This window comes from Kribbella sp. NPDC048837, from assembly GCF_055586945.1.
Map to the genome: position 1 here is coordinate 43,944 of NZ_JBVJHF010000009.1, position 22,256 is coordinate 66,199.

24 protein-coding genes are annotated in these 22,256 nt (G+C 69.3%); 17 read left to right on the top strand and 7 right to left on the bottom strand.

Features of this window, described 5'->3' with window-relative positions:
• Positions 1–223 precede the first annotated feature (223 nt).
• From ACZ6O0_RS34845 to ACZ6O0_RS34865, 5 genes are all read left to right on the top strand, one after another.
• Positions 224–625 (top strand): FadR/GntR family transcriptional regulator, encoded by a 402-nt coding sequence (locus tag ACZ6O0_RS34845; protein ID WP_465769297.1) that lies wholly within the window; start codon positions 224–226, stop codon positions 623–625.
• Between the two features lie 59 nt (positions 626–684).
• Positions 685–1,413, top strand: a complete 729-nt coding sequence (locus ACZ6O0_RS34850) for a creatininase family protein (protein WP_465769298.1) — start codon at positions 685–687, stop codon at positions 1,411–1,413.
• A gap of 89 nt (positions 1,414–1,502) precedes the next feature.
• Positions 1,503–2,054 (top strand): CE1 family esterase, encoded by a 552-nt coding sequence (locus ACZ6O0_RS34855; RefSeq protein WP_465769299.1) that lies wholly within the window; start codon positions 1,503–1,505, stop codon positions 2,052–2,054.
• 10 nt (positions 2,055–2,064) lie between these two features.
• Positions 2,065–2,316 (top strand): hypothetical protein, encoded by a 252-nt coding sequence (locus tag ACZ6O0_RS34860; RefSeq protein ID WP_465769300.1) that lies wholly within the window; start codon positions 2,065–2,067, stop codon positions 2,314–2,316.
• Positions 2,313–3,845 (top strand): AbgT family transporter, encoded by a 1,533-nt coding sequence (locus ACZ6O0_RS34865; protein WP_465769301.1) that lies wholly within the window; start codon positions 2,313–2,315, stop codon positions 3,843–3,845. The genes ACZ6O0_RS34860 and ACZ6O0_RS34865 overlap by 4 nt, the downstream gene beginning before the upstream one ends.
• On the opposite strand, the gene ACZ6O0_RS34870 is transcribed toward ACZ6O0_RS34865, so the two are convergent.
• Both ACZ6O0_RS34870 and ACZ6O0_RS34875 read right to left on the bottom strand, forming a co-directional pair.
• Positions 3,838–4,416, bottom strand: a complete 579-nt coding sequence (locus tag ACZ6O0_RS34870; protein WP_465769302.1) for an isochorismatase family protein — start codon at positions 4,414–4,416, stop codon at positions 3,838–3,840. The two genes, ACZ6O0_RS34865 and ACZ6O0_RS34870, sit on opposite strands and share 8 nt — an antisense overlap.
• A gap of 82 nt (positions 4,417–4,498) precedes the next feature.
• A complete protein-coding gene (locus ACZ6O0_RS34875) occupies positions 4,499–5,278 on the bottom strand; it encodes an SDR family NAD(P)-dependent oxidoreductase (protein ID WP_465769303.1) in 780 nt (259 codons plus the stop codon).
• Positions 5,279–5,423: 145 nt separating this feature from the next.
• On the opposite strand from ACZ6O0_RS34875, the gene ACZ6O0_RS34880 reads away from it, so the two are divergent.
• The 4 genes from ACZ6O0_RS34880 (at position 5,424) to ACZ6O0_RS34895 (ending at position 9,263) form a co-directional block, all read left to right on the top strand.
• Positions 5,424–6,965 (top strand): WD40 repeat domain-containing protein, encoded by a 1,542-nt coding sequence (locus tag ACZ6O0_RS34880; protein ID WP_465769304.1) that lies wholly within the window; start codon positions 5,424–5,426, stop codon positions 6,963–6,965.
• Between the two features lie 161 nt (positions 6,966–7,126).
• A complete protein-coding gene (locus tag ACZ6O0_RS34885) occupies positions 7,127–7,861 on the top strand; it encodes an MFS transporter (RefSeq protein ID WP_465769305.1) in 735 nt (244 codons plus the stop codon).
• Positions 7,858–8,379: an MFS transporter gene (locus ACZ6O0_RS34890; RefSeq protein WP_465769306.1), complete on the top strand. Its 522-nt coding sequence runs from the start codon at positions 7,858–7,860 to the stop codon at positions 8,377–8,379. The genes ACZ6O0_RS34885 and ACZ6O0_RS34890 overlap by 4 nt, the downstream gene beginning before the upstream one ends.
• Positions 8,380–8,498: 119 nt before the next feature.
• Positions 8,499–9,263 (top strand): sulfite exporter TauE/SafE family protein, encoded by a 765-nt coding sequence (locus ACZ6O0_RS34895; protein ID WP_465769307.1) that lies wholly within the window; start codon positions 8,499–8,501, stop codon positions 9,261–9,263.
• Here ACZ6O0_RS34895 and ACZ6O0_RS34900 read toward each other — a convergent pair.
• Entirely contained in the window at positions 9,260–10,258 is a 999-nt protein-coding gene (locus ACZ6O0_RS34900) for a YdcF family protein (protein WP_465769308.1), read from the bottom strand. The genes ACZ6O0_RS34895 and ACZ6O0_RS34900 overlap by 4 nt on opposite strands.
• Positions 10,259–10,295: 37 nt before the next feature.
• A complete protein-coding gene (locus ACZ6O0_RS34905) occupies positions 10,296–10,439 on the bottom strand; it encodes a hypothetical protein (protein WP_465769309.1) in 144 nt (47 codons plus the stop codon).
• A gap of 95 nt (positions 10,440–10,534) precedes the next feature.
• Here ACZ6O0_RS34905 and ACZ6O0_RS34910 point away from each other — a divergent pair, with 95 nt between their 5' ends.
• On the top strand, positions 10,535–11,767 hold the full coding sequence (locus ACZ6O0_RS34910; RefSeq protein ID WP_465769310.1) for a D-arabinono-1,4-lactone oxidase: 1,233 nt from the start codon (positions 10,535–10,537) through the stop codon (positions 11,765–11,767).
• Here ACZ6O0_RS34910 and ACZ6O0_RS34915 read toward each other — a convergent pair.
• Complete coding sequence (locus ACZ6O0_RS34915; protein WP_465769311.1) at positions 11,760–12,464, bottom strand: cache domain-containing protein; 705 nt, start codon at positions 12,462–12,464, stop codon at positions 11,760–11,762. The two genes, ACZ6O0_RS34910 and ACZ6O0_RS34915, sit on opposite strands and share 8 nt — an antisense overlap.
• Entirely contained in the window at positions 12,461–13,207 is a 747-nt protein-coding gene (locus ACZ6O0_RS34920; protein WP_465769312.1) for a FadR/GntR family transcriptional regulator, read from the bottom strand. The genes ACZ6O0_RS34915 and ACZ6O0_RS34920 overlap by 4 nt, the downstream gene beginning before the upstream one ends.
• A gap of 133 nt (positions 13,208–13,340) precedes the next feature.
• Between ACZ6O0_RS34920 and ACZ6O0_RS34925 the strand changes: the two genes are divergently transcribed.
• The 3 genes from ACZ6O0_RS34925 (at position 13,341) to ACZ6O0_RS34935 (ending at position 17,130) form a co-directional block, all read left to right on the top strand.
• Positions 13,341–14,777, top strand: coding sequence for an aminobutyraldehyde dehydrogenase (locus ACZ6O0_RS34925; protein WP_465769313.1), 1,437 nt, complete (start codon positions 13,341–13,343; stop codon positions 14,775–14,777).
• Positions 14,774–15,850, top strand: coding sequence for an ABC transporter ATP-binding protein (locus ACZ6O0_RS34930; RefSeq protein WP_465769314.1), 1,077 nt, complete (start codon positions 14,774–14,776; stop codon positions 15,848–15,850). Before ACZ6O0_RS34925 ends, ACZ6O0_RS34930 begins: the two co-directional genes overlap by 4 nt.
• A 68-nt stretch (positions 15,851–15,918) precedes the next feature.
• The gene (locus ACZ6O0_RS34935) at positions 15,919–17,130 is read left to right on the top strand and encodes an ABC transporter substrate-binding protein (protein ID WP_465769315.1); all 1,212 of its coding nucleotides are present in this window, start codon (positions 15,919–15,921) and stop codon (positions 17,128–17,130) included.
• A gap of 35 nt (positions 17,131–17,165) precedes the next feature.
• On the opposite strand, the gene ACZ6O0_RS34940 is transcribed toward ACZ6O0_RS34935, so the two are convergent.
• Positions 17,166–18,362, bottom strand: coding sequence for an RNA-guided endonuclease InsQ/TnpB family protein (locus tag ACZ6O0_RS34940; RefSeq protein WP_465769316.1), 1,197 nt, complete (start codon positions 18,360–18,362; stop codon positions 17,166–17,168).
• Between the two features lie 104 nt (positions 18,363–18,466).
• On the opposite strand from ACZ6O0_RS34940, the gene ACZ6O0_RS34945 reads away from it, so the two are divergent.
• The 4 genes from ACZ6O0_RS34945 (at position 18,467) to ACZ6O0_RS34960 (ending at position 22,254) form a co-directional block, all read left to right on the top strand.
• Positions 18,467–19,315, top strand: coding sequence for an ABC transporter permease (locus ACZ6O0_RS34945; protein ID WP_465769317.1), 849 nt, complete (start codon positions 18,467–18,469; stop codon positions 19,313–19,315).
• The gene (locus ACZ6O0_RS34950) at positions 19,315–20,124 is read left to right on the top strand and encodes an ABC transporter permease (protein WP_465769318.1); all 810 of its coding nucleotides are present in this window, start codon (positions 19,315–19,317) and stop codon (positions 20,122–20,124) included. The genes ACZ6O0_RS34945 and ACZ6O0_RS34950 overlap by 1 nt, the downstream gene beginning before the upstream one ends.
• On the top strand, positions 20,121–21,434 hold the full coding sequence (gene gabT, locus ACZ6O0_RS34955) for a 4-aminobutyrate--2-oxoglutarate transaminase (RefSeq protein ID WP_465769319.1): 1,314 nt from the start codon (positions 20,121–20,123) through the stop codon (positions 21,432–21,434). The genes ACZ6O0_RS34950 and gabT overlap by 4 nt, the downstream gene beginning before the upstream one ends.
• 112 nt (positions 21,435–21,546) lie before the next feature.
• Positions 21,547–22,254 (top strand): hypothetical protein, encoded by a 708-nt coding sequence (locus tag ACZ6O0_RS34960; protein WP_465769320.1) that lies wholly within the window; start codon positions 21,547–21,549, stop codon positions 22,252–22,254.
• Positions 22,255–22,256: the final 2 nt, after the last annotated feature.

The window sequence follows — 22,256 nt, forward strand, 5'->3', positions numbered from 1 at the left end:
TCGACTGCATCGCGGTCGGGGCTGCGTGCGGTTGGTGAGCCGGACCGTGGTGACGGGACCAGAGGCCCACGCGGTGCAGCGCGCGCTTGGTGAGCTGTCTGGCGCCAAGCACAGGCGACGGGGGCGGTGGAGTTCCGGCACGGCTCGGGGACGTACGTTGGCCCGACGATCAACAACGTCGTACTTGCGAACCCGCATCGGCCCCCCGATCACCAAGGAGTCGGTGCTGCAGTTGATCAGTGCTCGTCTGGTCATCGAGCCGGCCATCGCCGCGCAGTCCGCGGCCGCCCGCCAGGCGGAGAACCTGGAGCGGCTCGAGGCGGCCGTGACGAACGCGCTGATCCCGCCGGGCGGGCCGACGTTCGCACTGAACTTCCACGTCGAGCTCGCCGCCGCCTCCGGCAATCCCCTGCTCCAAGAGGTACTGGCGTCCTTGCTGAAGGTGCGCGTCCGTGAGCAGCAGCAGATCCGGGCGCTCTACGACAATCGCGAGCGTGACCACGAGGAGCACCAAGCGATCGTGGAGGCGGTGAGAACGCAGGACCCGGAGCGGGCCGAGCGCCTCACCCGCGAACACCTCGACAACATCCGCCGCGCGGCCGAATCCGCCCCGGACTGGTCATGACGATCTCTCCGGAAAGAAGCCGTCACCAGGTGGCCAGAAGTCTCCGGAAACTGGCGGAGATGACAACGGACGAGGCGCTCGAGGCCGTGCGGACCGCGCCGCTGGTGATCGTGCCCGTGGGGGCGCAGGAGCAGCACGGCGGCGGGATGGCGATGTCCACCGACACCGTGCGCGCGGTCGGGGTGGCCGAGCGGGTCGCGGAGCGGCTGGCCGGCCGGGCCGTCGTCGCGCCGGTCGTCCCGTACGGCGTCTCCCCGCACCACCTCGCCTTCGCCGGGACCGTGTCGTTGGCTCCGGCAACGTTCATGAGCGTCGTCCGGGACGTGATCGGCAGCCTGCACGAGCACGGCTGGCGGCAGTTCCTGGTCATCACCGGGCACGGAGGGAACAACGCCGCCCTGTCCGTGCTCGCGCAGGAGTACGTCCGCAGCGACCTCACCTTCGCGTGGACTCCGGTCACGTCCGTCGTGTCGGACCTGATCACCGATGTCAGTGCGGTGCACGGTCACGCCGGTGAGGCGGAGACCGCGCAGATGCTGTACCTGGCTCCCGAGCTCGTCCAGGCCGATCGCCTGGAGCCGGGAGCGACCACGCTCGACGAACTGACCACACCGGCCCGGCTGTCCCGGCAGGCGCGCGGCCCGCGCCTGTCCGTCGGGTTCGACGCGTACCACAAGCGTGGCGTGCTGGGTGACCCCCGCCCCGCCACCGCCGAGGACGGCCGTCTCCTGGTCGAGACCGCCGCCGACCGGATAGCCGCCTTCGCCGACGAACTGCTGTCGGCCTGACCCAGCGCACCGACTCACTGGACCCCGCTCAGGGAGGTCCAGGCGTGAGCCTGCCCGCCCGCAGGCAGTTTGCCCCAGGAGGCACCCCGATGAATCTCGCACGCCCGAAATCGCCCGCCCGCGTGGTCGCGGCGCTGCTGGTCGCGGCCGGCCTGGTGACCGCCGCCACTACGTTGCCTCAGGCAACTGCCGCGACGGCGTCCCGGAGTACTGGTTGTGGTCGGCAAGCAGTCGGCGGCCTCACCCGGACCTACCGCCTGCACGTGCCGGACAAGTACAACTCCGCCAAGCCCTACCCGCTGATCCTCACCTTCCACGGTCGCGGCAAGACCGGCGCCCAGACCGAGGCGTTCTCCGATCTGTCGAAGCTCGACGCGATCGTTGCCTACCCCAACGGTGTGATCGGGGACGAGGACAAGCAGGCCTGGCAGGGCGCGCCGTACTCGGCGAAGGGGGTCGACGACGTCAAGTTCACCGCCGACCTGCTGGACCACCTCGAGAGCATGCTCTGCGTCGACACCGACGCGGTCTACGCGACCGGCAAGTCCAACGGCGCCGGCGCCGAGCCGCCCGGTCCCGGTCCTCGACATCCACGGCACCGGCGACACCACCATCCCGTACGGCGGCGACGGTCAGCGTGACCTGCCGAGTGTGCAGACCTGGGTCCGCGACTGGTCGGTCCGCGACCACTGCGATCCGGCGCCGAAGGCGACGCAGCTGGGCGACGACGTACTCAAGTTCACCTACAAGGGCTGCAAGGCCGATGTCGTGCACGTCGCGGTCACGGACGGCGGGCACAGCTGGCCGGGGTCGGATGCGTCGTCCGGGCCGGGCTACGTCACCCAGACGTTCGAGGCGCACGAGCTGATCGGCGCCTTCTTCCGAGCCCACAAACTGTCATGAGTACGGCGACCGACACGAGGGCGCTGCCGCGCCTGGTCCGGGCGATGGCGGTGATCGAGCGGGCCGGCAACGCGCTACCGCATCCGTTCTGGCTGTTCTGGATCCTGTCCGCGATCCTCGCCGTGGTCAGCGCGGTCCTGGCCGGGTTCGGCGTCTCGGTGGTCTCGCCGAAGGACGGCAAGACGGTCGCGGTGCAGAACCTGCTGTCCGGTGACGGGCTGCGAATGGCGGTGTCGACGGCGATCTCGAACTTCGCCGAGTTCCCGCCGATGGCGACGATCGTGGTCGTGATCATGGGGGTCGCGCTGGCCGAGCGGACCGGGTTCCTGCAGGCGCTGATGCGGGTCAGCGTGTCCCGGGTGCCGCAGTCGATGGTGGTGTTCGCGGTCGCGTTCGCCGGCACGATGGCGCATGTCGCGTCGGCGGGGGCGTACATCATCCTGGTGCCGCTCGGCGGGCTCGCGTTCCGCGCGGTCGGACGGTCGCCGATCCTCGGCATCGTGGTCGCGTACACCGCGATCGCCTCCGGGTACGACGCCAGCCCGATCCCGACCCCGAACGACGCGATCTTCGCCGGCATCACCACCGCGGCCGCGCGGACCGTGGATCCGGATGCCTACATCTCGCCGTTGTCGAACTGGTTCTTCAACATCGCGTCCTCGGTCCTGCTGGCGCTGGTGATCACCCTGGTGACGCGGCTGGTGCTGAGCCGGCGGACCGACCTCGACGCCGACCCGGACGCGCCCGGCGACGATCCGGACCAGTTGACGGTATCCGTTGCCGAGCGCAACGGTCTGCGCCGGGCGGGGATCGTCTTCCTGCTCGCGGCCGCCGCCATCGTCGCCGTCCTGGTGCCGCACAACTCGCCGCTGCGCGGTGAGAACGGCAGTATCGTCGAGTCCCCGTTCCTGGACGGGATCGCGATGGTGGTCGCGGTCCTGTTCGGCCTGGTCGGCATCACGTACGGCGTCACCGTGAAGGCGATCGAGCGGGCCGCCGACGTACCGAAGCTGATGGCCGAGGGCATCAAACAGATGGCGCCGGTGCTGGTGCTGTTCTTCGCGATCGCGCAGTTCCTCGCGTACTTCGACTGGAGCAACCTCGGTGATCTGCTGTCGGCGGAGTCGGCCCGGGTGCTCGGCGATCTCGGCGCGCCGAAGGTGGTGATCTTCCTCGGCATCCTGGTGCTGCTGACGCTGATCAACGTGCTGGTGACCAGCGGCTCGGCGATGTGGTCGCTGACCGCGCCGATCCTGGTGCCGATGATGCTGCTGCTCAGCGTGCCGGCCGAGACCACGCAGGCGTTGTTCCGGATCGCCGACTCGGGGTCGACCGCGATCACGCCGATGAGTCCGTACTTCGTGATGGCCCTCGGGTTCCTGCAGCGTTATCGCAAGGACGCCGGCGTCGGCACGCTGGCGTCGTACACGGTGCCGCTGGCGATCGCGATGACGGTCGCGTGGACGCTGCTGTTCCTCGCCTGGTGGGCGCTCGGGATCCCGCTCGGACCAGGAGCGCCGGTCAGGTGAGCTTGACGCCGGCCGCGCGGAGGTCGACCAGGGCCTGCTCGGTGCTGCCCCGGGCGACTCCCGCGGTCAGCGCGGTGAGGACCGTCGTGTCGAAGCCTTCCTGGCGGGCGTCGAGGGCGGTCGCGCGGACGCAGTAGTCGGTGGCGATCCCGCACACGTCGACGTCGGTGACGCCCTTGTCCCGCAGCCAGTCGGCCAGGTCGCGGCCACCCTCGTGGGACTTGCCCTCGAAGCCCGAGTAGGCGGCCGCGTACTCGCCCTTGTCGAAGATCGCGTCGAACGGCTGCGGGTCCAGGTTCGGGTGGAAGCTGACACCGTCGGTGCCGGCGACGCAGTGCCGCGGCCAGGAGTGCTCGTAGTCGGGTTCGATCGAGAAGTGGTCACCCGGGTCGATGTGATGGTCCCGGGTGGCCACGACGTACTCGTACTGCCGGTCGGCCGGCTCGGCCTCGTGCCACTTGTGCAGCAGCTCGCCGATCCGGAAGGCGACATCGGCTCCACCCCGGACGGCCAGGCTTCCGCCCTCGCAGAAGTCGTTCTGCACATCCACCACGATCAGTGCCCGGGCCATCGCGACGCTCCTTCGCCAGGTGTCCTAGGCCCACGGTACAAGCGTTGCCGCTGTCAGACCGCGATTGCGCACCTCCGGTGGGTCACCCGGCCAGCAACTGGCCGCCGGTCACCCGCAGGATCTCGCCCTGGATCGCGGTGGTCCGGGGCGAGGTGAGGAAGAGGATCGCGTCGGCCACATCGGTGGTGTCCGGCAGCTTGCGGGCGCTGAACCCGGCCGCGATCCGGTCGAGCGCCGGCTTCGGGATGACCCGGTGCTCGCCGTTCTCCAGGGTGATTCCCGGCATCACGATGTTGACCAGGACGCCGTCCCGGCCGAGGTCGTGCTGCAGTGCGGTGACGAACCCGTGCAGACCGGCCTTCGCCGCGCCGTACGGCCAGGATCCGGGCAGCGGGCGGACGGCCACATCCGTCGACAGCAGGACGAGGCGTCCGTGCTCCGAGCGCCGCAGCGCCGGCGCGACCTGCTGCACGAGGTGGAAGTTCCCCTCGAGGTTGGCCCGCAGGACAGGGATCCACCACTCCGGCTTCGCGTCCTCGATGTTCTCGGGCCGGTCGCCGAACCCGAGGTTGCCCCAGTTGACCGCGTTCCCGACCACTGCGTCGAGTCCGCCCCACCGGTCGACCGTCGACGTGACCGCGGCCGCGATCGTCTCCGGCTCGTTCAGATCCATCGGCACGACGTACGCCGTACCGCCGGCCGCCTCGATCTCCGCCGCGACCGTCTCGGCCGCGTCCTTGCGGGAGTTGTAGGTGATCGCGACCCGGGCCCCCTCACGGCCGTACGCGACCGCGGTGGCCCGCCCGATGCCGGACGACCCGCCGGTCACCAGCACCGCCGCATTCCGCAGCCCCAGTTCCATGAACCGCTCCTCGTGTCATAGTTAGTCGGCTAAGAAGAAAACTTAGCCGACTAATTAAAGACCCGCAAGGGCGATCCGCTGCCGGCGTGCGTTGAGCGGACAGTTATCGTGTGGTGGCACGCAGTCATCACCTCGGGGGCTCTCCATGAAGAAGGCAGTTCTGGCCGTCGTCACCGCTGCGGCCGTGGTGGCCGCGGCCCTGGTTCCGTCCGGCCGGCCGGTGGTCGCGGCGACAGGTGGCCAGGCGAGCCGGACTCCGACGGGGTTCGCGTCGTCGTTGTCCGCGGTCGACCAGACGACCTGGCAGACCAACGCCAGTGTGAACGCGCTCGCGGTGACCGGGAACACGGTGTTCGCCGGCGGGCTGTTCACCCGGGTCCGGCCGCCGGGCAAGGCGCTGGGTGAGGGGGACGCGGCCCGGAAGTACCTCGCCGCCTTCAACCGCACCACCGGTGTGCCGACGCGGTTCGCGCCGACGGTGAACGGGCCGGTCTGGAGCATCGCCACCTCGCCGGACGGCAAGTGGGTCGCGATCGGCGGCGACTTCACCGCGGTGAACGGCAAGGCCCGCCAGCACGTCGCACTGCTCAGTGTTGCCACCGGCAACCTGGTGGACGGGTGGGCGCCGGCGGTCAACTACCGGGTGGCGGCGCTGCGGATCTCCGGCAACACCGTCTACCTGGGCGGTTCGTTCGGCCGGGTCGGCAAGGTCACTCGGAACCGGCTCGCCGCGGTGACCCTGAGCACCGGCGCCGTCCTGCCGTGGAACCCGGACGCGGACGACGACGTGCACGCGATCGAGCTGTCCGAGGACGGGACCCGCGTCTTCCTCGGCGGTGGGTTCACGACGCTGAAGGGTACGGCGCACCACGCGCTGGCGATGGTGAACACCACCACCGGCGCCGCCTTCTCGATGCCCGCCGCGGCGGCGATCCCGGAGGAGACGCCCGACTGCGACAGCCGGGTCAAGGACATCGAGGTGCAGGGCAACAAGGTCTTCGTGGCCAACGCCGGCTCCGGCATCGGCTGCTACGACGGTGTACTGGCGGCCGACGCGACCACCGGCAAGCTGCTGTGGCAGAACAACTGCCTGGGCGCGACCGAGGCGATCAAGGCGCTCGGCAACTGGCTCTACAAGGGTTCGCACGCCCACGACTGCAGCAACGACGGCGGCTTCGGCGACAACACCGGCATGCACCACCTGCTGGTGCTGAGCACGGCCACCGGCAAGTTGGGTCCCTGGTTCCCGAACACCGACGCGGGTGGCGAGACCCTGGTCGGTCCGCTGGCGTTCGCGTCCGGCGGCAACGACCTGTGGGCGGGCGGCGATTTCACCGCGGTGAACGGCGTACCGCAGCAGGGCCTCACCCGATTCACCAATGCGCCGGGTGGTGCGGCACCGGCCGTGCCGGCCGCGCCGAAGGTGGCAAGCAGTCGCGTCAACAAGGTGACGGTCAGCTTCACCACGGTGGTCGACACGGACAACACCGCGCTGACCTACGCGCTCTACCGGGGCGAAACCCGGGTCGGGACCTGGTCGCGCTATTCCTACCCCTGGACGACGCCGACCACCATCAGCTTCAGTGACACCGGCCTGACCAGCCGCCAGACCCTCGCCTACCACGTCGAGGTCACCGACGGCCGCAACCTCCGCAAGGGAAAAGCCGCTGCGGTCAAGGTCCGCTGACGGGTACGCTGCGAGTCGACTTTCGAGGAGTTGGGACATGCCCGGTAGATCGAGCACGCGCTGACCTGAATCGTCATCGCGTGCTGCTTTCGGTGTAAGCGGCACGGTTCCCCCTGCCCTGGTGCGTTCGGCGCGCCCGGGCTGACTCGAAGGACCTCTTCGTGCCGCTGTCTTCTCGCGTGCCCGGTCTGTGGGCCGATCGTGACTTTCTCCGGCTCTGGCTCGGCCAGAGCGCATCCCAACTGGCATCCTTTGCCAGCCAGGTGACGTTGCCACTGGTGGCGGTGACCGCACTCGGTGCCAGCGCCGCGCAACTCGGCGTACTCCGGGCCGTGCAGCAACTCCCGATCCTGATCTTCTCGCTGTTCGTCGGTGTGCTCGTCGATCGGTGGCGGTCGCGGACCATGATGGTGTACGCCGACCTCGGGCGGGCGCTCGTGCTGGCGACGATCCCGCTCGGCTGGATGCTCGGCCTGCCGTTCCTGTACGCCGTGGGGTTCGTGGCCGGCGTCTTCACGGTCTGCTTCGACGTCGCCTCCATGGCCTGCCTGCCGCGGCTGGTCGATCGCGATCAGCTTGCCCAAGGCAACAGCATGCTGGAGACCACCCGCTCGGCCGCGCAGATCTGCGGCCCGGCGCTCGGCGGCGCGCTCGTCTCGCTGCTGACCGCCCCGACCGCGGTCCTCGCGAGCGCTGCGTGCTACCTGGTGTCCGCGGTGTCCGTCGGCCGCATCCGGCGCCTCGGACAGCCTGCCTCGGACGCGACCGCATCATCGGGCTCGCCGACCGGGTTGCGCCGGCAGTTGGCCGACGGGTTGCGGGTCGTGGTTCGCGACGGGCTCTGCGGGCGATCGCGACGGCGACCTGTATCTACCAGTTCTTCTTCACCGCGTTGACCACCATCTACCTGCTCTTCCTGACCCGCGCATTGGACCTGCCGGGTGCCGCCGTCGGTCTGGTGCTGGCGGCCTTCGGGCCGGGCGTGCTGATCGGCTCGCTGCTGTCCAGCTGGCTCCCCGGACGCTTCGGCTACGGCCGCGTGCTGGTGCTCGCCGCCCTCGTCTCCGACCTCGTCATGCTCTCCGCCTCTCTGCTCGACGGATCGGGCTCGGCCACCGTTGCCGCGTTGATCGTCGTCAACGTTCTGTACGGCCTGTTCAGTCAATGCGTCGATATCGTGGTGACCTCGATCCGGCAGGCGATCACACCGCTCCCGATCCAGGGTCGAGTCGTTGCCACCATCAACTTCCTCGGCCTCGGGCTGACGCCGTTCGGCGCGCTGCTCGGCGGTGCCGCGGCCGGCCTGTTCGGTATCCGCACGGCACTCGTGATCGCCACCGCGGGACTGTTCCTGTCCCCGCTGTGCCTGAGCCTGTCCCCGCTGGCCCGGATCGGCCGAAGCCTGCCACGCTGAATCCGGGGCCGATACCAAGGTCCCGGGCCCTCCAACCACGGCTGGGGGAAGGGGGCCACGGACTGCGTCACCGGCCGGTGAGATAATCACCGGTAGATGAAACCACTGGTGAGGGACGCGTGACGGGGCCGGAGCACTTGGCCGTCGTCGCCGCCGGGTTGGCCGCGGGAGTACTCACCTCGACCGTCGGCGTCGCGTCCCTGGTCAGCTTTCCGGCGCTGATCGCGCTCGGCATCCCGCCGGTGGTCGCCAACGCGTCGAACACGATCGGGCTGCTGCCGGGTGCGCTGAGCGGCTCATTCGGCTACCGCCGTGAGCTCCGCGAGGTGTCGCGGCCGACCACGATCGCGGTCGTGCTGACCTGTGCGATCGGCGCGATCGGTGGTGCGGCGCTGCTGCTGGCCCTGCCGCCCGGGGTGTTCGCGGCCGCGGCGCCCTGGCTGATCCTCTTCACCTGCCTGATCGTCGGCGTCCAGCCGTGGATCTCACGCCGGCTGCGCTCCCGGCACGCGCACCCGCACGGAACGCGGGCGACGATGACCCCGGCGACGACCTTCTTCGCGGCGCTCACCGGGGTGTACGGCGGCTACTTCGGCGCGGGCGCCGGCGTGATGATGATGGCGGTGCTCGGGCTCGGCCTCGACCTGGAGCTCAAAGTCGTCAACGCGCTCAAGACGCTGGCCCTGCTGGCCGCGAACCTGGTCGCGAGCGTGATCTTCGTCTTCATCGCGGATCTCGACCTGACCGCGGCCGGTCTGCTCGCCGTCGGGTCGGTCGTCGGCGGCTACGCCGGTGCGCACATCGGCCGGCGGCTGCCGCCGACGTTGCTGCGCGTCCTGATCGTGGTGGCCGGCGTGACCGCCGCCGTCCTCATGCTGCGCTAGACGTGCTGCAGGATGGCGCCGGCCGCGATCAGCAGGCAGATGCCGCCGTTCAGATACTTGTGGCTGAACAGGATCGCGACGAACTCGCGGATCGTTGCCGTCGGCCAGTAGTACGCCGCCGTCGGGGAGCCGACCACCTGGCCGTTGACCTTGGCCTTCCGCGCGGTGAGCGCGGCCCGGAAGGCGTGGAAGTTGTTCGTCACGATCAGGCAGCGGTACTTCGGCTGCCGCGCGACCATCAGCTCCCGGCTGAAGGTCAGGTTCTCCCACGTGCTCGTCGACTTGTCCTCGCGCAGCACCCGATCCGCGGGCACACCGCGCTCGATCAGGTACGACGCCATCGCGTGCGACTCGGGGATGTCCTCGTCCGGGCCCTGGCCGCCGGACGTGATGATCAGCGGTGACCGGCCCTTCCTGATCGCCCGGTCGTACACCTGCTTCCCGCGATCCAGCCGGCTGGCGAGCAGCGGCGGGACCCGCGAGCCGCGCAGGCCGGAGCCGAGCACGACGACGAAGTCGACCTTGCGGGACGAGCGGACCCGGCTGTAGACGAACGCGTAGGCGAGGAAGCAGACGAACAGGAACGAGATGTAGGTCAGTACGCCGATCAGCACCGACCGCACCGCCGCGAGCGGCTCCCAGCCGATCTTCTGCACCGCCACGCCGAAGACGACGAACCCGATGATCCCGAGCCCGGCGAGCAGCGACAGCAGGTTGGCCGGCCGCCGCCCCTCGCGGCGCAGCATCGTGACGCCGTTGACCACCAGGAACACGGCCAGGACGGCGATCGCCAACGGGATGGCCACCAGGATCGCCACCACCAGCAGCTTGGCCGCGGTCCGGTTGACGGCCTCGAGCGCGAAGATCACCCCGAGGCCGGCGAACATCAGCGTCAGCACCAGGAAGACGGCGTTCTTGAACAGCCGCCGGTCCCGTCCGAAGCTGACGGCGAAGACGAGGAGCCAGAACCCGGCGATTCCGAACGAGATGAGCATCGGGCGCCATCAAACCATCTGATGGCGCCCGATCGGCTCACACCAGGCTGGTCAGTGACGAGATCGATGCCTTGTCCAGGTCCGGCTGCCCGCGGCGGACGACGTACAGGTTGCTGAGCTTGTCGCGGCCGTAGGAGGTGCTGTAGATGACGACCCGGCGGCGGGACAGTGTGGGGCGCAACTCAGTTCCTCTCCAATGGGTAAGACCGTCGATCTCCCACCATCGAGGATGTGCGAGAGTCGTGCCGGGACCGGCGCGCGAGGAAGGTGCACTCCATGACAAATGTCACGAACTGGGCGGGGAACGTCAGCTTCTCCAGCGCACTCGAAAGGCCGCGCTCGGTCGCGGAAGTGCAGGAGCTCGTGGCCGGCAGCGAGAAAGTCCGCGTGCTGGGCACCGGGCACTCGTTCAACCGGATCGCGGACAGCGCCGGTGTGCTGGTCAGCGTGGCCGATCTGCCGCAGGTGATCGAGGTCGGCGAGCGCGGGGTGACCGTCTCGGCCGGTCTGCGGTACGGCGAGGTCACCGCGGCTCTGCAGGCTCAAGGACTCGCGTTGCACAACCTCGGATCGTTGCCGCACATCTCGGTGGCCGGAGCGTGCTCGACCGGAACGCACGGGTCCGGCGACACCAACGGCCCGCTCGCGGACGCGGTCAACGCGATCACGTTCGTGGATGCGCGCGGTGAGCTCGTCACGCTCACCCGGGACGACGCGGACTTCGCCGGCTCGGTGATCTCGCTCGGCGCGCTCGGCGTGACCGTGAGCCTGACGCTCGACGTCCAGCCGTCGTACCAGGTCAGCCAGGTCGTGTACGACGGCCTGCCGGTGGAGCGGCTCGGGACGGACTTGACCGCGGTGATGGGCAGTGCGTACAGCGTCAGCGCCTTCACCGACTGGGTCGACCCGGACGTGATGGTGTGGCGCAAGCAGCGGGGTCACGAGCCGATCGAACCCACCTGGCTCGGGGCGAAGGTTGCCGACGGCCCGCGGCACCCGATCAAGACGATGCCGGCGGACTACGCCACCCAGCAGGGCGGCCTGCCCGGCCCGTGGAACGAGCGGCTGCCGCACTTCCGGCTCGAGTTCACCCCGAGCAACGGCGACGAGCTGCAGTCGGAGTACTTCGTCGCCCGCGAGCGGGCGCCCGAGGCATTCGACGTACTACGGGCCCTGGGCAACCAGTTCGCGCCGGTCATCCAGGTCTCCGAGGTGCGGACGATCGCCGCCGACGACCTCTGGCTGAGCCCGAGCCAGGGCCGCGACACCGTCGCCCTGCACTTCACCTGGATCCAGGACGAGGCGGCGGTCCGGCCGGTCGTCGCCGCGCTTGAGGCGGCCCTCGCCCCGCTCGACGTTCGGCCGCACTGGGGGAAGGTGTTCGCCGCAGACGCCGCGACACTCCGGGAGCGCTACCCGAAGGTGCCCGACTTCATCGCGCTGGCCGCGAAGTACGACCCGACCGGCAAGTTCCGCAACCCCTACCTGGACACCTACCTACCTAGCTGAGGTCCACCAGCGACAGCGGCAGGTCGTCGATCCGGTACGACGGGGACGGCGACCGCAGCAGCGTCCCGCTCACGTGGCGGGCGCTGTTGCTGAGCACGACCCGGCCCTGATCGTTGACGATGGCAACGGTACGGCGGGTGGCCCGCAGGCACGGCAGCACCGCCTTCTCGAAGGTGAACACCCGGACGTCCGCACCGGCCACGCCGACGAACCGTTCCCCGGCCAGGACCGGCACGGTGAACGTCAACGTGTAGTCGTCGGTGCAGAGGTAGTCGACGTACGGCCCGGTGATGTGCCGTCGCCCGGTCGTGCGGGGTACGTCGTACCAGGGCAGGGACTCGTAGTCGTAGAAGTTCTCCCCGCGCGGATCGGTGTCGACCAGGAGCCGCTCGGCCGAGCCGTTGCTGAGCATGAACCACTCGAGCCACCAGCGGGAGTCGGCCAGCGCCTCGACGGCGGCGACGAACCCCGCTCCCTGGATCCGGCCGTCCGGATCGGTCAGCGCGGGGTGGACGACGGTGGCGACGCCGGTCAGGTCACCGCGGCGGACATCGGCCTGACCGGCGAACACCTCGGTGACCCGGCTCGCGACCTCTTCCGCCAGACCGAACGCTTCCCCGACCACCGACTCGACCAGGTCGAGAACGGCCTCCAGGCCGGCGTCGAGCGTGAGGGTGGCGACTTCGTCCGTACTCATGGGACCTCCAAAGTCAGTCTGAGGTCGATCAGCCGTGCCGTCGAGTCTGCGACGCGTTCTTCGGCGGCCGCACGGGCCGCGTCGCCGTCGGTGCGTTCGATCGCCGCAACCACGTCCCGGCAGCTCTGCACGGTCCCGCGGTGGCTCTCGTCGTCGCCGAACGCGAGCCACAGCAGCGTGCCCACCTCGGCCTGCAGGCTCACCTCGGCGCGGTAGAGCCGGGTGGACTGCGCGGTCGCGGCCACCTCGATGTGGAACTGGGCGTCGGCCCGGCGGCGACCGCCGAGACCCTTGGCGAGCTCGAGGCTGTCGCAGACCGCGGTCAGCCGCTGGACGTCGTCCGGGGTGGCCCGCTCGGCCGCCAGCCGGGCCGCCGTGCCGGCGATGGCGCTGTAGTGGTCGCCGAGATCGCGCAGTTGCGCCAGGCTCAGCTCCTCCAGCCGGTCGCGGACGATCGCGGTCGACATCTCCTCGTGCGCGCGGACGAAGCTGCCACCGCCGCGACCGCGCCGGGTGTGGATCAGGCCGCGCAGCCGCAGCGACGACAGCGCCTCGCGGATGGTGGTGGTGGAGACGCCGAAGATGCCGGCCAGGTCGGCTTCGCCGGGGAGTTGCTCGGAGTCCGGGATCAGGCCGAGCGCGATCGCGTCGGTCAGCCGGCGCGCCACCAGTTCCGATCGGCTCAGCGTCTCCAGCGGTGCGAACACCGCCGCCGCGCCACTGCCGTAGAACCGCAGCGCCATCCCGTCTCACCCACCCTCACGACACAACTCCGGCACAGATCCCGGACATTCTCGCCGATGCCTTGAACTTTAACATCTGTTTTCATATGTTTACGGCCACACGGTGACCGTCCCTCCACGTCGGGAGTGAGCGATGCGAACAGTCCGGAACCTGATCAACGGCACACCGAGCGACGCGCTCAGCGGCGCCACCAGCGAGTTGATCGATCCGGCCACCGGCAAGGTCTTCGGGACGGCGCCACTGTCCGGCGACGAGGACGTGGATGCGGCGTACGAGGCCGCGACCGCCGCCGCACCCGGTTGGGGTGGCGCGACCCCGGCCGAACGGCAGCGCGCGCTGCTCCGCTTCGCGGACCTGGTCGAGGCCCGCGCGGACGATCTCGTCACCGCGGAGTCGCAGAACACCGGCAAGCCGCTGGAGCTGACCCGGACCGAGGAACTCGCGGTCATGGTCGACCAGCTGCGCTTCTTCGCCGGTGCGGCGCGGTTGCTCGAAGGGAAGTCGGCCGGGGAGTACATGGCCGGCCACACGTCCTGGATCCGCCGCGAGCCGATCGGCGTCGTCGGTCAGGTGACGCCGTGGAACTACCCGATGATGATGGCGGTCTGGAAGTTCGGCCCGGCCCTTGCCGCCGGCAACACCGTCGTCCTGAAGCCGGCCGAGACCACGCCGGTGTCCACGGCGATGCTCGCGGAGATCGCGTCCGAGGTGCTGCCGGCCGGTGTCTTCAACGTCGTCTGTGGTGACCGCGCGACCGGGCAGGCCGTGGTCGCGCACCCCGCGCCCGGCCTGGTCAGCATCACCGGCTCGACCCGGGCCGGCTCCGAGGTCGCGAGTACGGCGGCTCTCGACCTGAAGCGCACGCACCTCGAACTGGGTGGCAAGGCGCCGGCGGTCGTGTTCGCCGACGCGGACCTCGCGGCGGCTGCCGAAGCCATCGGCATCGGTGGCTACTTCAACGCCGGCCAGGACTGTACGGCGGCCTGCCGGGTGCTCGTCGACGCGAGCATCCACGACGAGTTCGTGCAGACGCTGGTCGACTGGGCCCGCGCGAACGCCCGGCCCGGGCTCGCCGACGACACCGACGCGTTGTTCGGGCCGTTGAACAGCAGCCTGCAGCTCGATCGCGTCCGCGGGTTCCTGGCCCGGATGCCCGAGCACGGGTCGATCGTCCTCGGCGGCGAGCGCTCCGGCGGAACCCTTGCCGACGGCTACTTCCTGGACGCCACCGTCGTCACCGGCCTGCGGCAGGACGACGAGATGATCCAGGACGAGGTGTTCGGCCCGGTCATCACCGTGCAGTCGTTCACCGACGAGGACGAGGCGCTGCGGATGGCCAACGGCGTGCGCTACGGCCTGGCGTCGAGCGTGTTCACCGCCGACCACTCGCGCGCGCTGCGGATGTCCAAGGCCCTCGACTTCGGCTGCGTCTGGATCAACACACACATCCCGCTCGTGGCCGAGATGCCACACGGTGGCTTCAAGCACTCCGGTCACGGCAAGGACCTGTCGCTGTACGGCGTCGAGGACTACACGCGGGTCAAGCACGTGATGTCGGCGATCGGATGAGGGCGTTGGCGACCGACGAGAAGGTGGAGGCCGTGGCGACCGGCGCCACGGCCGTCAGCCTGCGTGGGTTGCGGAAGACCTTCGGCGACGTGACCGCGGTCGACGGGATCGATCTCGACCTGGCCGAGGGCGAGTTCTTCTCGATGCTCGGCCCGTCGGGCTCCGGCAAGACCACGGTGCTGCGGATGATCGCCGGCTTCGAGGTGCCGACGGCCGGCCGGATCCTGCTCGGCGGCGTCGACGTCACCGACCAGGCGCCGTACGCGCGGGACGTGAACACCGTCTTCCAGGACTATGCGCTGTTCCCGCACATGAGTGTGCTGCAGAACGTCGAGTACGGGCTGCGGGTCAAGGGGGTCGACCGGCGGAGTCGCCGTGCCAGGGCTGTCGAAGCACTCGGGACAGTCCGGTTGGAGGGGTACGGCGACCGTCGGCCGAGCCAGCTGTCCGGTGGCCAGCGGCAACGAGTCGCGCTGGCCCGGGCACTGGTGAACCGGCCCAAGGTGCTGTTGCTCGACGAACCGCTCGGCGCCCTCGACCTGAAGCTCCGGCGCGAGATGCAGATCGAGCTGAAGGCGATGCAGCGCGATGTCGGGATCACCTTCGTGTTCGTCACCCACGACCAGGAAGAGGCGCTGACGATGAGCGACCGGATCGCCGTGTTCAACGGCGGCCGGATCGAGCAGCTGGCCGCACCGGCCGAGCTGTACGAGCACCCGGCGAGCACGTTCGTCGCCGGGTTCGTCGGCACGTCGAACCTGATCGAGGGTGAGGTCGCGACGGCGATCCTCGGCACCGCCGGGCTCTACACCGTGCGCCCGGAGAAGATCCAGCTGCACCCGCGCGACGAGCCCGCCGAGGCCGGGATGTGTACGGCGACCGGGGTGGTCCGTGAGGTGGTGTACCTCGGCTCGGCCACCCAGTCCGTGGTCGACCTGGACGCCGGTGGATCGCTCATCGTCCTGCAGCAGAACCTGCACGGCTCGGTGCAGGACAAGCTCGAACTCCGGGGTGCCAGGGTCCGGCTCACCTGGCTCCGCGAACACACCGTCGCGATCGGCGGTCAGCCATAGAAACGTCCGCCTGAACCCCTGCTTTCCTTCCTTCCTTTCAACTCCCGCCCCGAACCGAGGAGGTTTCCGTGAAGAAACTCAGTGTGGCGGCGAGTGTGGCAGTGCTCGCGCTGCTCGCGACCGCGTGTGGCACGTCCGGCGGCGATTCCGGGGACTCCGGCGACGGAGCGGCCGGGACCAGTGGGTTCACGCCACCGGACCTGAAGAAGCTCGAGACGCTCGGGACGGGGGAGGGCAAGCTCAGCGTGCTGGCCTGGCCCGGGTACGCCGAGGACGGCTCGAACGACCCGAAGGTCGACTGGGTGACGCCGTTCGAGCAGCAGACCGGCTGCCAGGTGACGGTGAAGACGTTCGGCACCTCCGACGAGGCCGTCACGCTGATGAAGACCGGGCAGTACGACGTGGTGTCGGCCTCCGGCGACGCGTCGCTGCGGCTGATCGCGGCCGGGAACGTCGAGCCGGTGAACACCGACCTGATCCCGAACTACGCCGACATCTACCCGTTCCTGAAGAATCGCCCGTGGAACTCGGTGAACGGCCAGATGTACGGCGTCCCGCACGGGTACGGCGCGAATCTGCTGATGTGGCGGACCGACAAGGTGAAGCCGGCCCCGACCTCGTGGAGCGCGGTCTTCGACGCGAACTCGCCGTACAAGGGTGCCGTGACCGCGTACGACTCGCCGATCTACATCGCCGACGCCGCGATGTACCTGATGGCGACCAAGCCGGACCTGGGCATCAAGAACCCGTACGCCCTGGACGACAAGCAGTTCCAGGCCACGGTCGACCTGCTGAAGACGCAGAAGACGCTCGTGTCGGAGTACTGGTCGGACTACCTGAAGGAGGTGCAGGCGTTCACCAGTGGCAACTCGGTGATCGGCACCACCTGGCAGGTGATCGCGAACGTCGCGACCGGCGAGAAGGTACCGGTCCAGGTGACCGTGCCGACCGAGGGCGTGACCGGCTGGTCCGACACCTGGATGGTCAGCGCGACGTCGAAGAACAAGAACTGCGCGTACCTGTGGATGAACCACATCATCAGCCCGGAGGCGAACGCGGCCGTGGCCGAGTACTTCGGTGAGTCGCCGGCCAACGGCAAGGCCTGCGCGAAGACGGCCGACAAGAACCACTGCGCGACGTTCCACGCGGGCGACGCGGCGTACGCCGAGAAGATCTGGTACTGGACCACTCCCATCGAGCAGTGCCTGGACGGCCGCACCGACGTCAAGTGCACCGACTACAGCAAGTGGACCCAAGCCTGGACGCAGATCAAGGGTTGACGTCCTCCCCGCCGTCAGGACGGAGATTCCAACTACTACGCGGAGGTAGCGAGTTGAGGTTCACGCTTCAACGAGACCCGTACGGGCGTCTCTCGGCGTGCGCTGACGGCCCGCCCGGCCGCGATGTTGACAGCTGCGTTCACGTCGGCGTGCGCCTGATGTCCGCAGGCTACGCACCGGAAGACCGCTTGGCTCTCGCGGTTTTCCGGTGCGCGATGCCCGCAGACGCTACAGGTCTGCGACGTGTACGCAGGGTTGACCCGCTCGACCCGACCCAGCGCCTTGTGGTCCAGACGACGTACCAGCGCGCCCCAGCCGTTGGCCAGGATGCCGCGATTGAGTCCGGCTTTGGCGCGGCGCCGGTTCGGCAGGTAGGCACCTGCTCGTCGGGGGTCGGGTTTGGGTCTGGGGCGCTTGGTCATCTGGGTGATGCGCAGGTCTTCGACGCGGATGAGGTCGAAGCGCCGGGCGAGGTCGGTGCTGGTCTTCTCCACCCAGTCCGTGCGACGGTCTCCGGCGCGGGTATGCAGCTTCGCGATTGCAGCCTTGACCCGCGCGCGCCGGTTGGAGCCACGTCGGCACCGGGCAAGACGGCGCTGCAACTGCTCGAGCCGTTGCTGCTCGCATTCCGACAGACCGGGACAGGTCAGGAGTTCACCGGTGGACAGCGCCGCCGAGACGATCACTCCGCGGTCCACGCCGACCACCTCACCTTTACCCGGGGCGGGGATCGACGGCGGGATGACAGCGAACGCGATGTGCCAGCGGCCGACCTGGTCGCAGGTGGCACGGTAGGACCTCGCGTCGGCAATGGCGCGGGACAGCCGGAATCGAACCCAACCGACTTTGGGGATGTTGACCGCGGACCATTTCCGATTCAGCTTCATCACCCGAGACGCCTGGGGTCCGACAATGCGGAAGCCTTCGCGCCGCCCGGCTCTGCGCCAGGTCGGGCGCCGATGGGTCCCGCGGTAGAAGTTCTTGACGGCCTGGTCGAAGTCTCGCAGTGCCTGCTGCTGGACGGTCTGCGACCCGGCCCGCAGCCAGTCGAACGTGGCTCGTGCCTCCGTCAATTGGTGCGCTTGCTCGATGTACCCGGGTGTCGCTCCTTTGTCGCGGGTCCACATCGACCACTGCTCAAGCGCCAGGTTCCACATGTACCGGGCATGTCTGCACTGATCCAGCAACGCGGCGTGCTGCGCGGGAGTCGGGTACAGCCGGAACCGGGACATGTCGTCTACCCAATCAGCCGGGACCGACAGTCCCCGATCCCCGAGGGGAGGCGGTCGCGGATCCTCCCCACCCTGACCGACAAGGCTTCCCCGCGACGACGCCCATGAGCACGCTGCACCGTCACCCGAAGGCTCGGTTGGGGCTGTTGCTCGGGCCGCCGATGTTGTGGCTCGGGGTTGCGTACCTGGGGGCGCTGGCGGCGTTGTTCGTCACCGCCCTCTGGACGCAGAACGGGTTCACCGGGCAGATCGAGCGGGTGTGGACGCTGGACAGCTTCCGGACGCTGTTCACCGTCGAGGTGTATCGCACGATCGCACTGCGGACGATCGCGGTCGCCCTGCTGGTGACCGTGATCGACGCGGTGGTCGCGTTCCCGATCGCGCTCTACATGGCGAAGGTGGCCGGGCCGGGGTTGCGCCGGTTCCTGCTGGTGGCGGTGCTGATGCCGTTGTGGGCCAGTTACCTGGTCAAGGCGTACGCGTGGCGCGGGATGTTCTCCGAGGGCGGGCTGGTGTCCTCGGCGTTCGAGGCGGTCGGGCTGAAGTCACCCGGGTACGGGCTGACGGCGACCATCGTGACGCTGGCGTACCTGTGGCTGCCGTACATGATCCTGCCGATCTACGCCGGTCTCGAACGGCTGCCGAACTCGCTGCTCGAGGCCTCGGCCGACCTCGGCGGGCGGACCGCCCAGACGATGCGGCGGGTGATCATGCCGATGATCGTGCCGGCGATGGTGGCCGGCTCGATCTTCACCTTCAGCCTGACGCTGGGTGACTACATCGCGGTCCGGATCGTCGGTGGCACCAACCAGTTGCTGGGCAACGTGGTGTATGACAACGTGGGCGCCGCCAACAACCTGCCGTTCGCGGCCGCGGTCGCCACGATCCCGGTCGTCGTGATGCTCGGGTACCTGGCGGCGGTCCGGCGGACCGGAGCGATGGAGAGCCTGTGATGACGCTGTCCCGATCGACCCGGATCGTGCTGCGGGTGCTGACCGCGCTGATTCTCGGCTTCATCTATGTACCGCTGCTGCTGGTTCTGGTGAACTCGTTCAATGTGAACAAGACGTTCGCCTGGCCGCCGCGGGACTTCACCCTGGAGTGGTGGCGCCGGGCGGCCGAGAGCCAGGGTGCGCTGGACGCGCTCTGGGTGAGCGTGCGGGTGGGACTGGCCGCGACCGTGATCGCGCTGGTGCTCGGCACGATGATCGCGTTCGCGCTGCAGCGGTTCGCCTTCTACGGGCGGGACACGGTGTCGCTGCTGGTGATCCTGCCGATCGCACTGCCGGGCATCGTCACCGGGATCGCGCTGAACAACGCGTTCCGGACGCTGTTCGGGTGGGAGCTGGGCTTCGTCACGATCGTGATCGCGCACGCGACGTTCTGCATCGTGACCGTGTTCAACAACGTGATCGCCCGGTTGCGGCGGACCGGGGTACAGCTGGAGCAGGCGTCGGCGGATCTGGGTGCGTCCGGGTTCACGACGTTCCGGCTGGTGACCTTCCCGATGATCCGGTCGGCGTTGCTGGCCGGCGCACTGCTCGCGTTCGCGCTGTCGTTCGACGAGATCATCGTGACCACGTTCACCGCCGGGGCGAACCAGCAGACGCTGCCGATCTGGATCTTCAACAACCTGTTCCGGCCGAACCAGGCGCCGATCGTCAACGTGGTCGCGGCCGCGCTGATCGTGTTCTCGGTGATCCCGGTCTGGCTGGCTCAGAAACTCTCGGGCGACGCGGAATCCTTAGGAGCTGGACGATGACGGTGGAGCAGGAACGGAAGCTGGTCACGGAGATTCCCGGGCCGCGGTCCGTCGAACTGCTGGGGCGGGTACGGCGCTCGGTCGCGCGCGGGGTCGGGATCACCCTGCCGGTGTTCGTCACCGAGGCCGGCGGCGGGATCGTGGTGGATGCCGATGGCAACCACTTGATCGATCTCGGGTCCGGGATCGCGGTGGTGAACGTCGGCAACGCGGCCCCGCGGGTGGTGAGCGCGGTCCAGGAGCAGGTGGCCCGGTTCACCCACACCTGCTTCATGGTCACGCCGTACGACGGTTACCTCGAGGTGTGCGAGGCGCTGAACCGGATCACGCCCGGCGACCACGACAAGCGGTCGGTGCTGCTGAACTCCGGTGCCGAGGCGGTGGAGAACGCGGTGAAGATCGCGCGTGCGCACACCAAGCGGGACGCGGTGGTGGTGTTCGACCACGGGTACCACGGGCGGACCAACCTGACGATGGCGATGACGGCGAAGAACATGCCGTACAAGGACGGGTTCGGGCCGTTCGCGCCGGAGGTGTACCGGGTGCCGACGTCGTACCCGTACCGGGACGGGCTGAGCGGGCCGGAGGCGGCGGCGCGGTCGGTGGCGGCGATCGAGAAGTACGTCGGTGCGTCGAACGTGGCGTGCGTGGTGATCGAACCGATCCACGGGGAGGGCGGCTTCGTCGTACCGGCTGACGGGTTCCTGCCCGCTGTTGCCGAGTGGTGCCGGGCCAACGGGGTGGTGTTCGTCGCGGACGAGATCCAGACCGGGTTCGGGCGGACCGGCGACCTGTTCGCGTGTACTCGCGAGGGCGTCGTACCTGACCTGATCACGCTCGCGAAGGGGATCGCGGGCGGGCTCCCGCTGGCGGCCGTCACCGGGCGGGCCGAGATCATGGACGCGCCGCACGTGAGCGGCCTCGGCGGGACGTACGGCGGGAACCCGGTGGCGTGCGCGGCCGCGCTGGCGGCGATCGCGACCATCGAGACCGAGGACCTGCCGGCCCGGGCCCGGGAGATCGGCGACATCATGCTGCCCGCGCTGCGTGACCTGGCCGCGCGGCACCCGGTGATCGGCGATGTCCGCGGCCGCGGCGCGATGATCGCCATCGAGCTCGTGAACTCGTCGGGGGAGCCGGATCCGGTCGCGACCGGGGAGATCGCGAAGGCGTGTCACGCCGAGGGGATGGTGGTGCTGACCGCGGGGACCTACGGCAACGTACTGCGGTTCCTGCCCCCGCTCGTCATGCCGCCGGACCTGCTCCGAGAGGCAATGAGCCTGCTCGCGAAGGTGTTCGACGCGCGCTAGGGAAGGCACTCGAGGGTGGTGGATCACCGGGTGTCGCGCACATCACACCGGCGTGGCCTGACCTATGCCCTGTCGACCCCGTCGATAAGACGTGGGGATCCTCGATAGAACCGTGACGACACTCTTAGCGCTCCTGGGCGGCGTTGCCGTGGTAGGTGGTGCTACCGACCTCGCCACCGTGGTGGCGCCGGACAACTTCCGCGAGCTCCACGCCTACGAGGCTGCTCCGCGCTGCTCGGCCGCTCCGTCCACACCGGCTGAATGCCGGTGGACGGAGGAGTTCACCGTGTCCGACGTCCACGTCGTCAAGGACTACCAGCAGGGCGAACGCAGCGCGGTCCTGACCCGCGCGTCCGGCGCCAGGTGGTACACGGGGTTCAACGGGAGTGGCCCTGTCCTGGAGCAACTCGACGAGGGCGACCGGGTGACCGGGACCATCTGGCGCGGCCGGATGACCGAGATCACGGCCAAGGGCGCCTCCCAGGAGACCAGATGGGCGCCGGCGGGCGGGGGCGGGCCTGAGATCCTGGCGCTGATCCTGGCCTCCAGCGGCCTGCTCGTGATCGTCGCCTGCGCTTGGCGGCTGCAACGCCGCCGCGTTACACCGGCCATCGAAGCCACCCTCGCTCTGGGCGTACAGCTGCCCATCGTAGGGCTCTTCTCCGCGGTCGCGCTCTTTCTCCTCGCCGATTTCCTGGCGCCGAGCTTGGCCGACAACTTCTGGCTGTTCGCGGCCGTCTTCTGCGCCGGCGCTGCCTGGCTGACGGTCGCGCAACGCCGGAGCCTCAGGGCACCGCGCACCCCGGGCATTCCGATCTAGGT

Excerpts from the sequence above, each read along its gene's own strand:
- ACZ6O0_RS34850 (WP_465769298.1), top strand. The coding sequence starts at position 685 with ATGACAACGGACGAGGCGCTCGAGGCCGTGCGGACCGCGCCGCTGGTG.
- ACZ6O0_RS34855 (WP_465769299.1), top strand. The coding sequence starts at position 1,503 with ATGAATCTCGCACGCCCGAAATCGCCCGCCCGCGTGGTCGCGGCGCTG.
- ACZ6O0_RS34865 (WP_465769301.1), top strand. The coding sequence starts at position 2,313 with ATGAGTACGGCGACCGACACGAGGGCGCTGCCGCGCCTGGTCCGGGCG.
- ACZ6O0_RS34870 (WP_465769302.1), bottom strand. The coding sequence starts at position 4,416 with ATGGCCCGGGCACTGATCGTGGTGGATGTGCAGAACGACTTCTGCGAG.
- ACZ6O0_RS34875 (WP_465769303.1), bottom strand. The coding sequence starts at position 5,278 with ATGGAACTGGGGCTGCGGAATGCGGCGGTGCTGGTGACCGGCGGGTCG.
- ACZ6O0_RS34880 (WP_465769304.1), top strand. The coding sequence starts at position 5,424 with ATGAAGAAGGCAGTTCTGGCCGTCGTCACCGCTGCGGCCGTGGTGGCC.
- ACZ6O0_RS34900 (WP_465769308.1), bottom strand. The coding sequence starts at position 10,258 with ATGCTCATCTCGTTCGGAATCGCCGGGTTCTGGCTCCTCGTCTTCGCC.
- ACZ6O0_RS34910 (WP_465769310.1), top strand. The coding sequence starts at position 10,535 with ATGACAAATGTCACGAACTGGGCGGGGAACGTCAGCTTCTCCAGCGCA.
- ACZ6O0_RS34915 (WP_465769311.1), bottom strand. The coding sequence starts at position 12,464 with ATGAGTACGGACGAAGTCGCCACCCTCACGCTCGACGCCGGCCTGGAG.
- ACZ6O0_RS34920 (WP_465769312.1), bottom strand. The coding sequence starts at position 13,207 with ATGGCGCTGCGGTTCTACGGCAGTGGCGCGGCGGCGGTGTTCGCACCG.
- ACZ6O0_RS34925 (WP_465769313.1), top strand. The coding sequence starts at position 13,341 with ATGCGAACAGTCCGGAACCTGATCAACGGCACACCGAGCGACGCGCTC.
- ACZ6O0_RS34930 (WP_465769314.1), top strand. The coding sequence starts at position 14,774 with ATGAGGGCGTTGGCGACCGACGAGAAGGTGGAGGCCGTGGCGACCGGC.
- ACZ6O0_RS34940 (WP_465769316.1), bottom strand. The coding sequence starts at position 18,362 with ATGTCCCGGTTCCGGCTGTACCCGACTCCCGCGCAGCACGCCGCGTTG.
- ACZ6O0_RS34945 (WP_465769317.1), top strand. The coding sequence starts at position 18,467 with ATGAGCACGCTGCACCGTCACCCGAAGGCTCGGTTGGGGCTGTTGCTC.
- ACZ6O0_RS34950 (WP_465769318.1), top strand. The coding sequence starts at position 19,315 with ATGACGCTGTCCCGATCGACCCGGATCGTGCTGCGGGTGCTGACCGCG.
- gabT (WP_465769319.1), top strand. The coding sequence starts at position 20,121 with ATGACGGTGGAGCAGGAACGGAAGCTGGTCACGGAGATTCCCGGGCCG.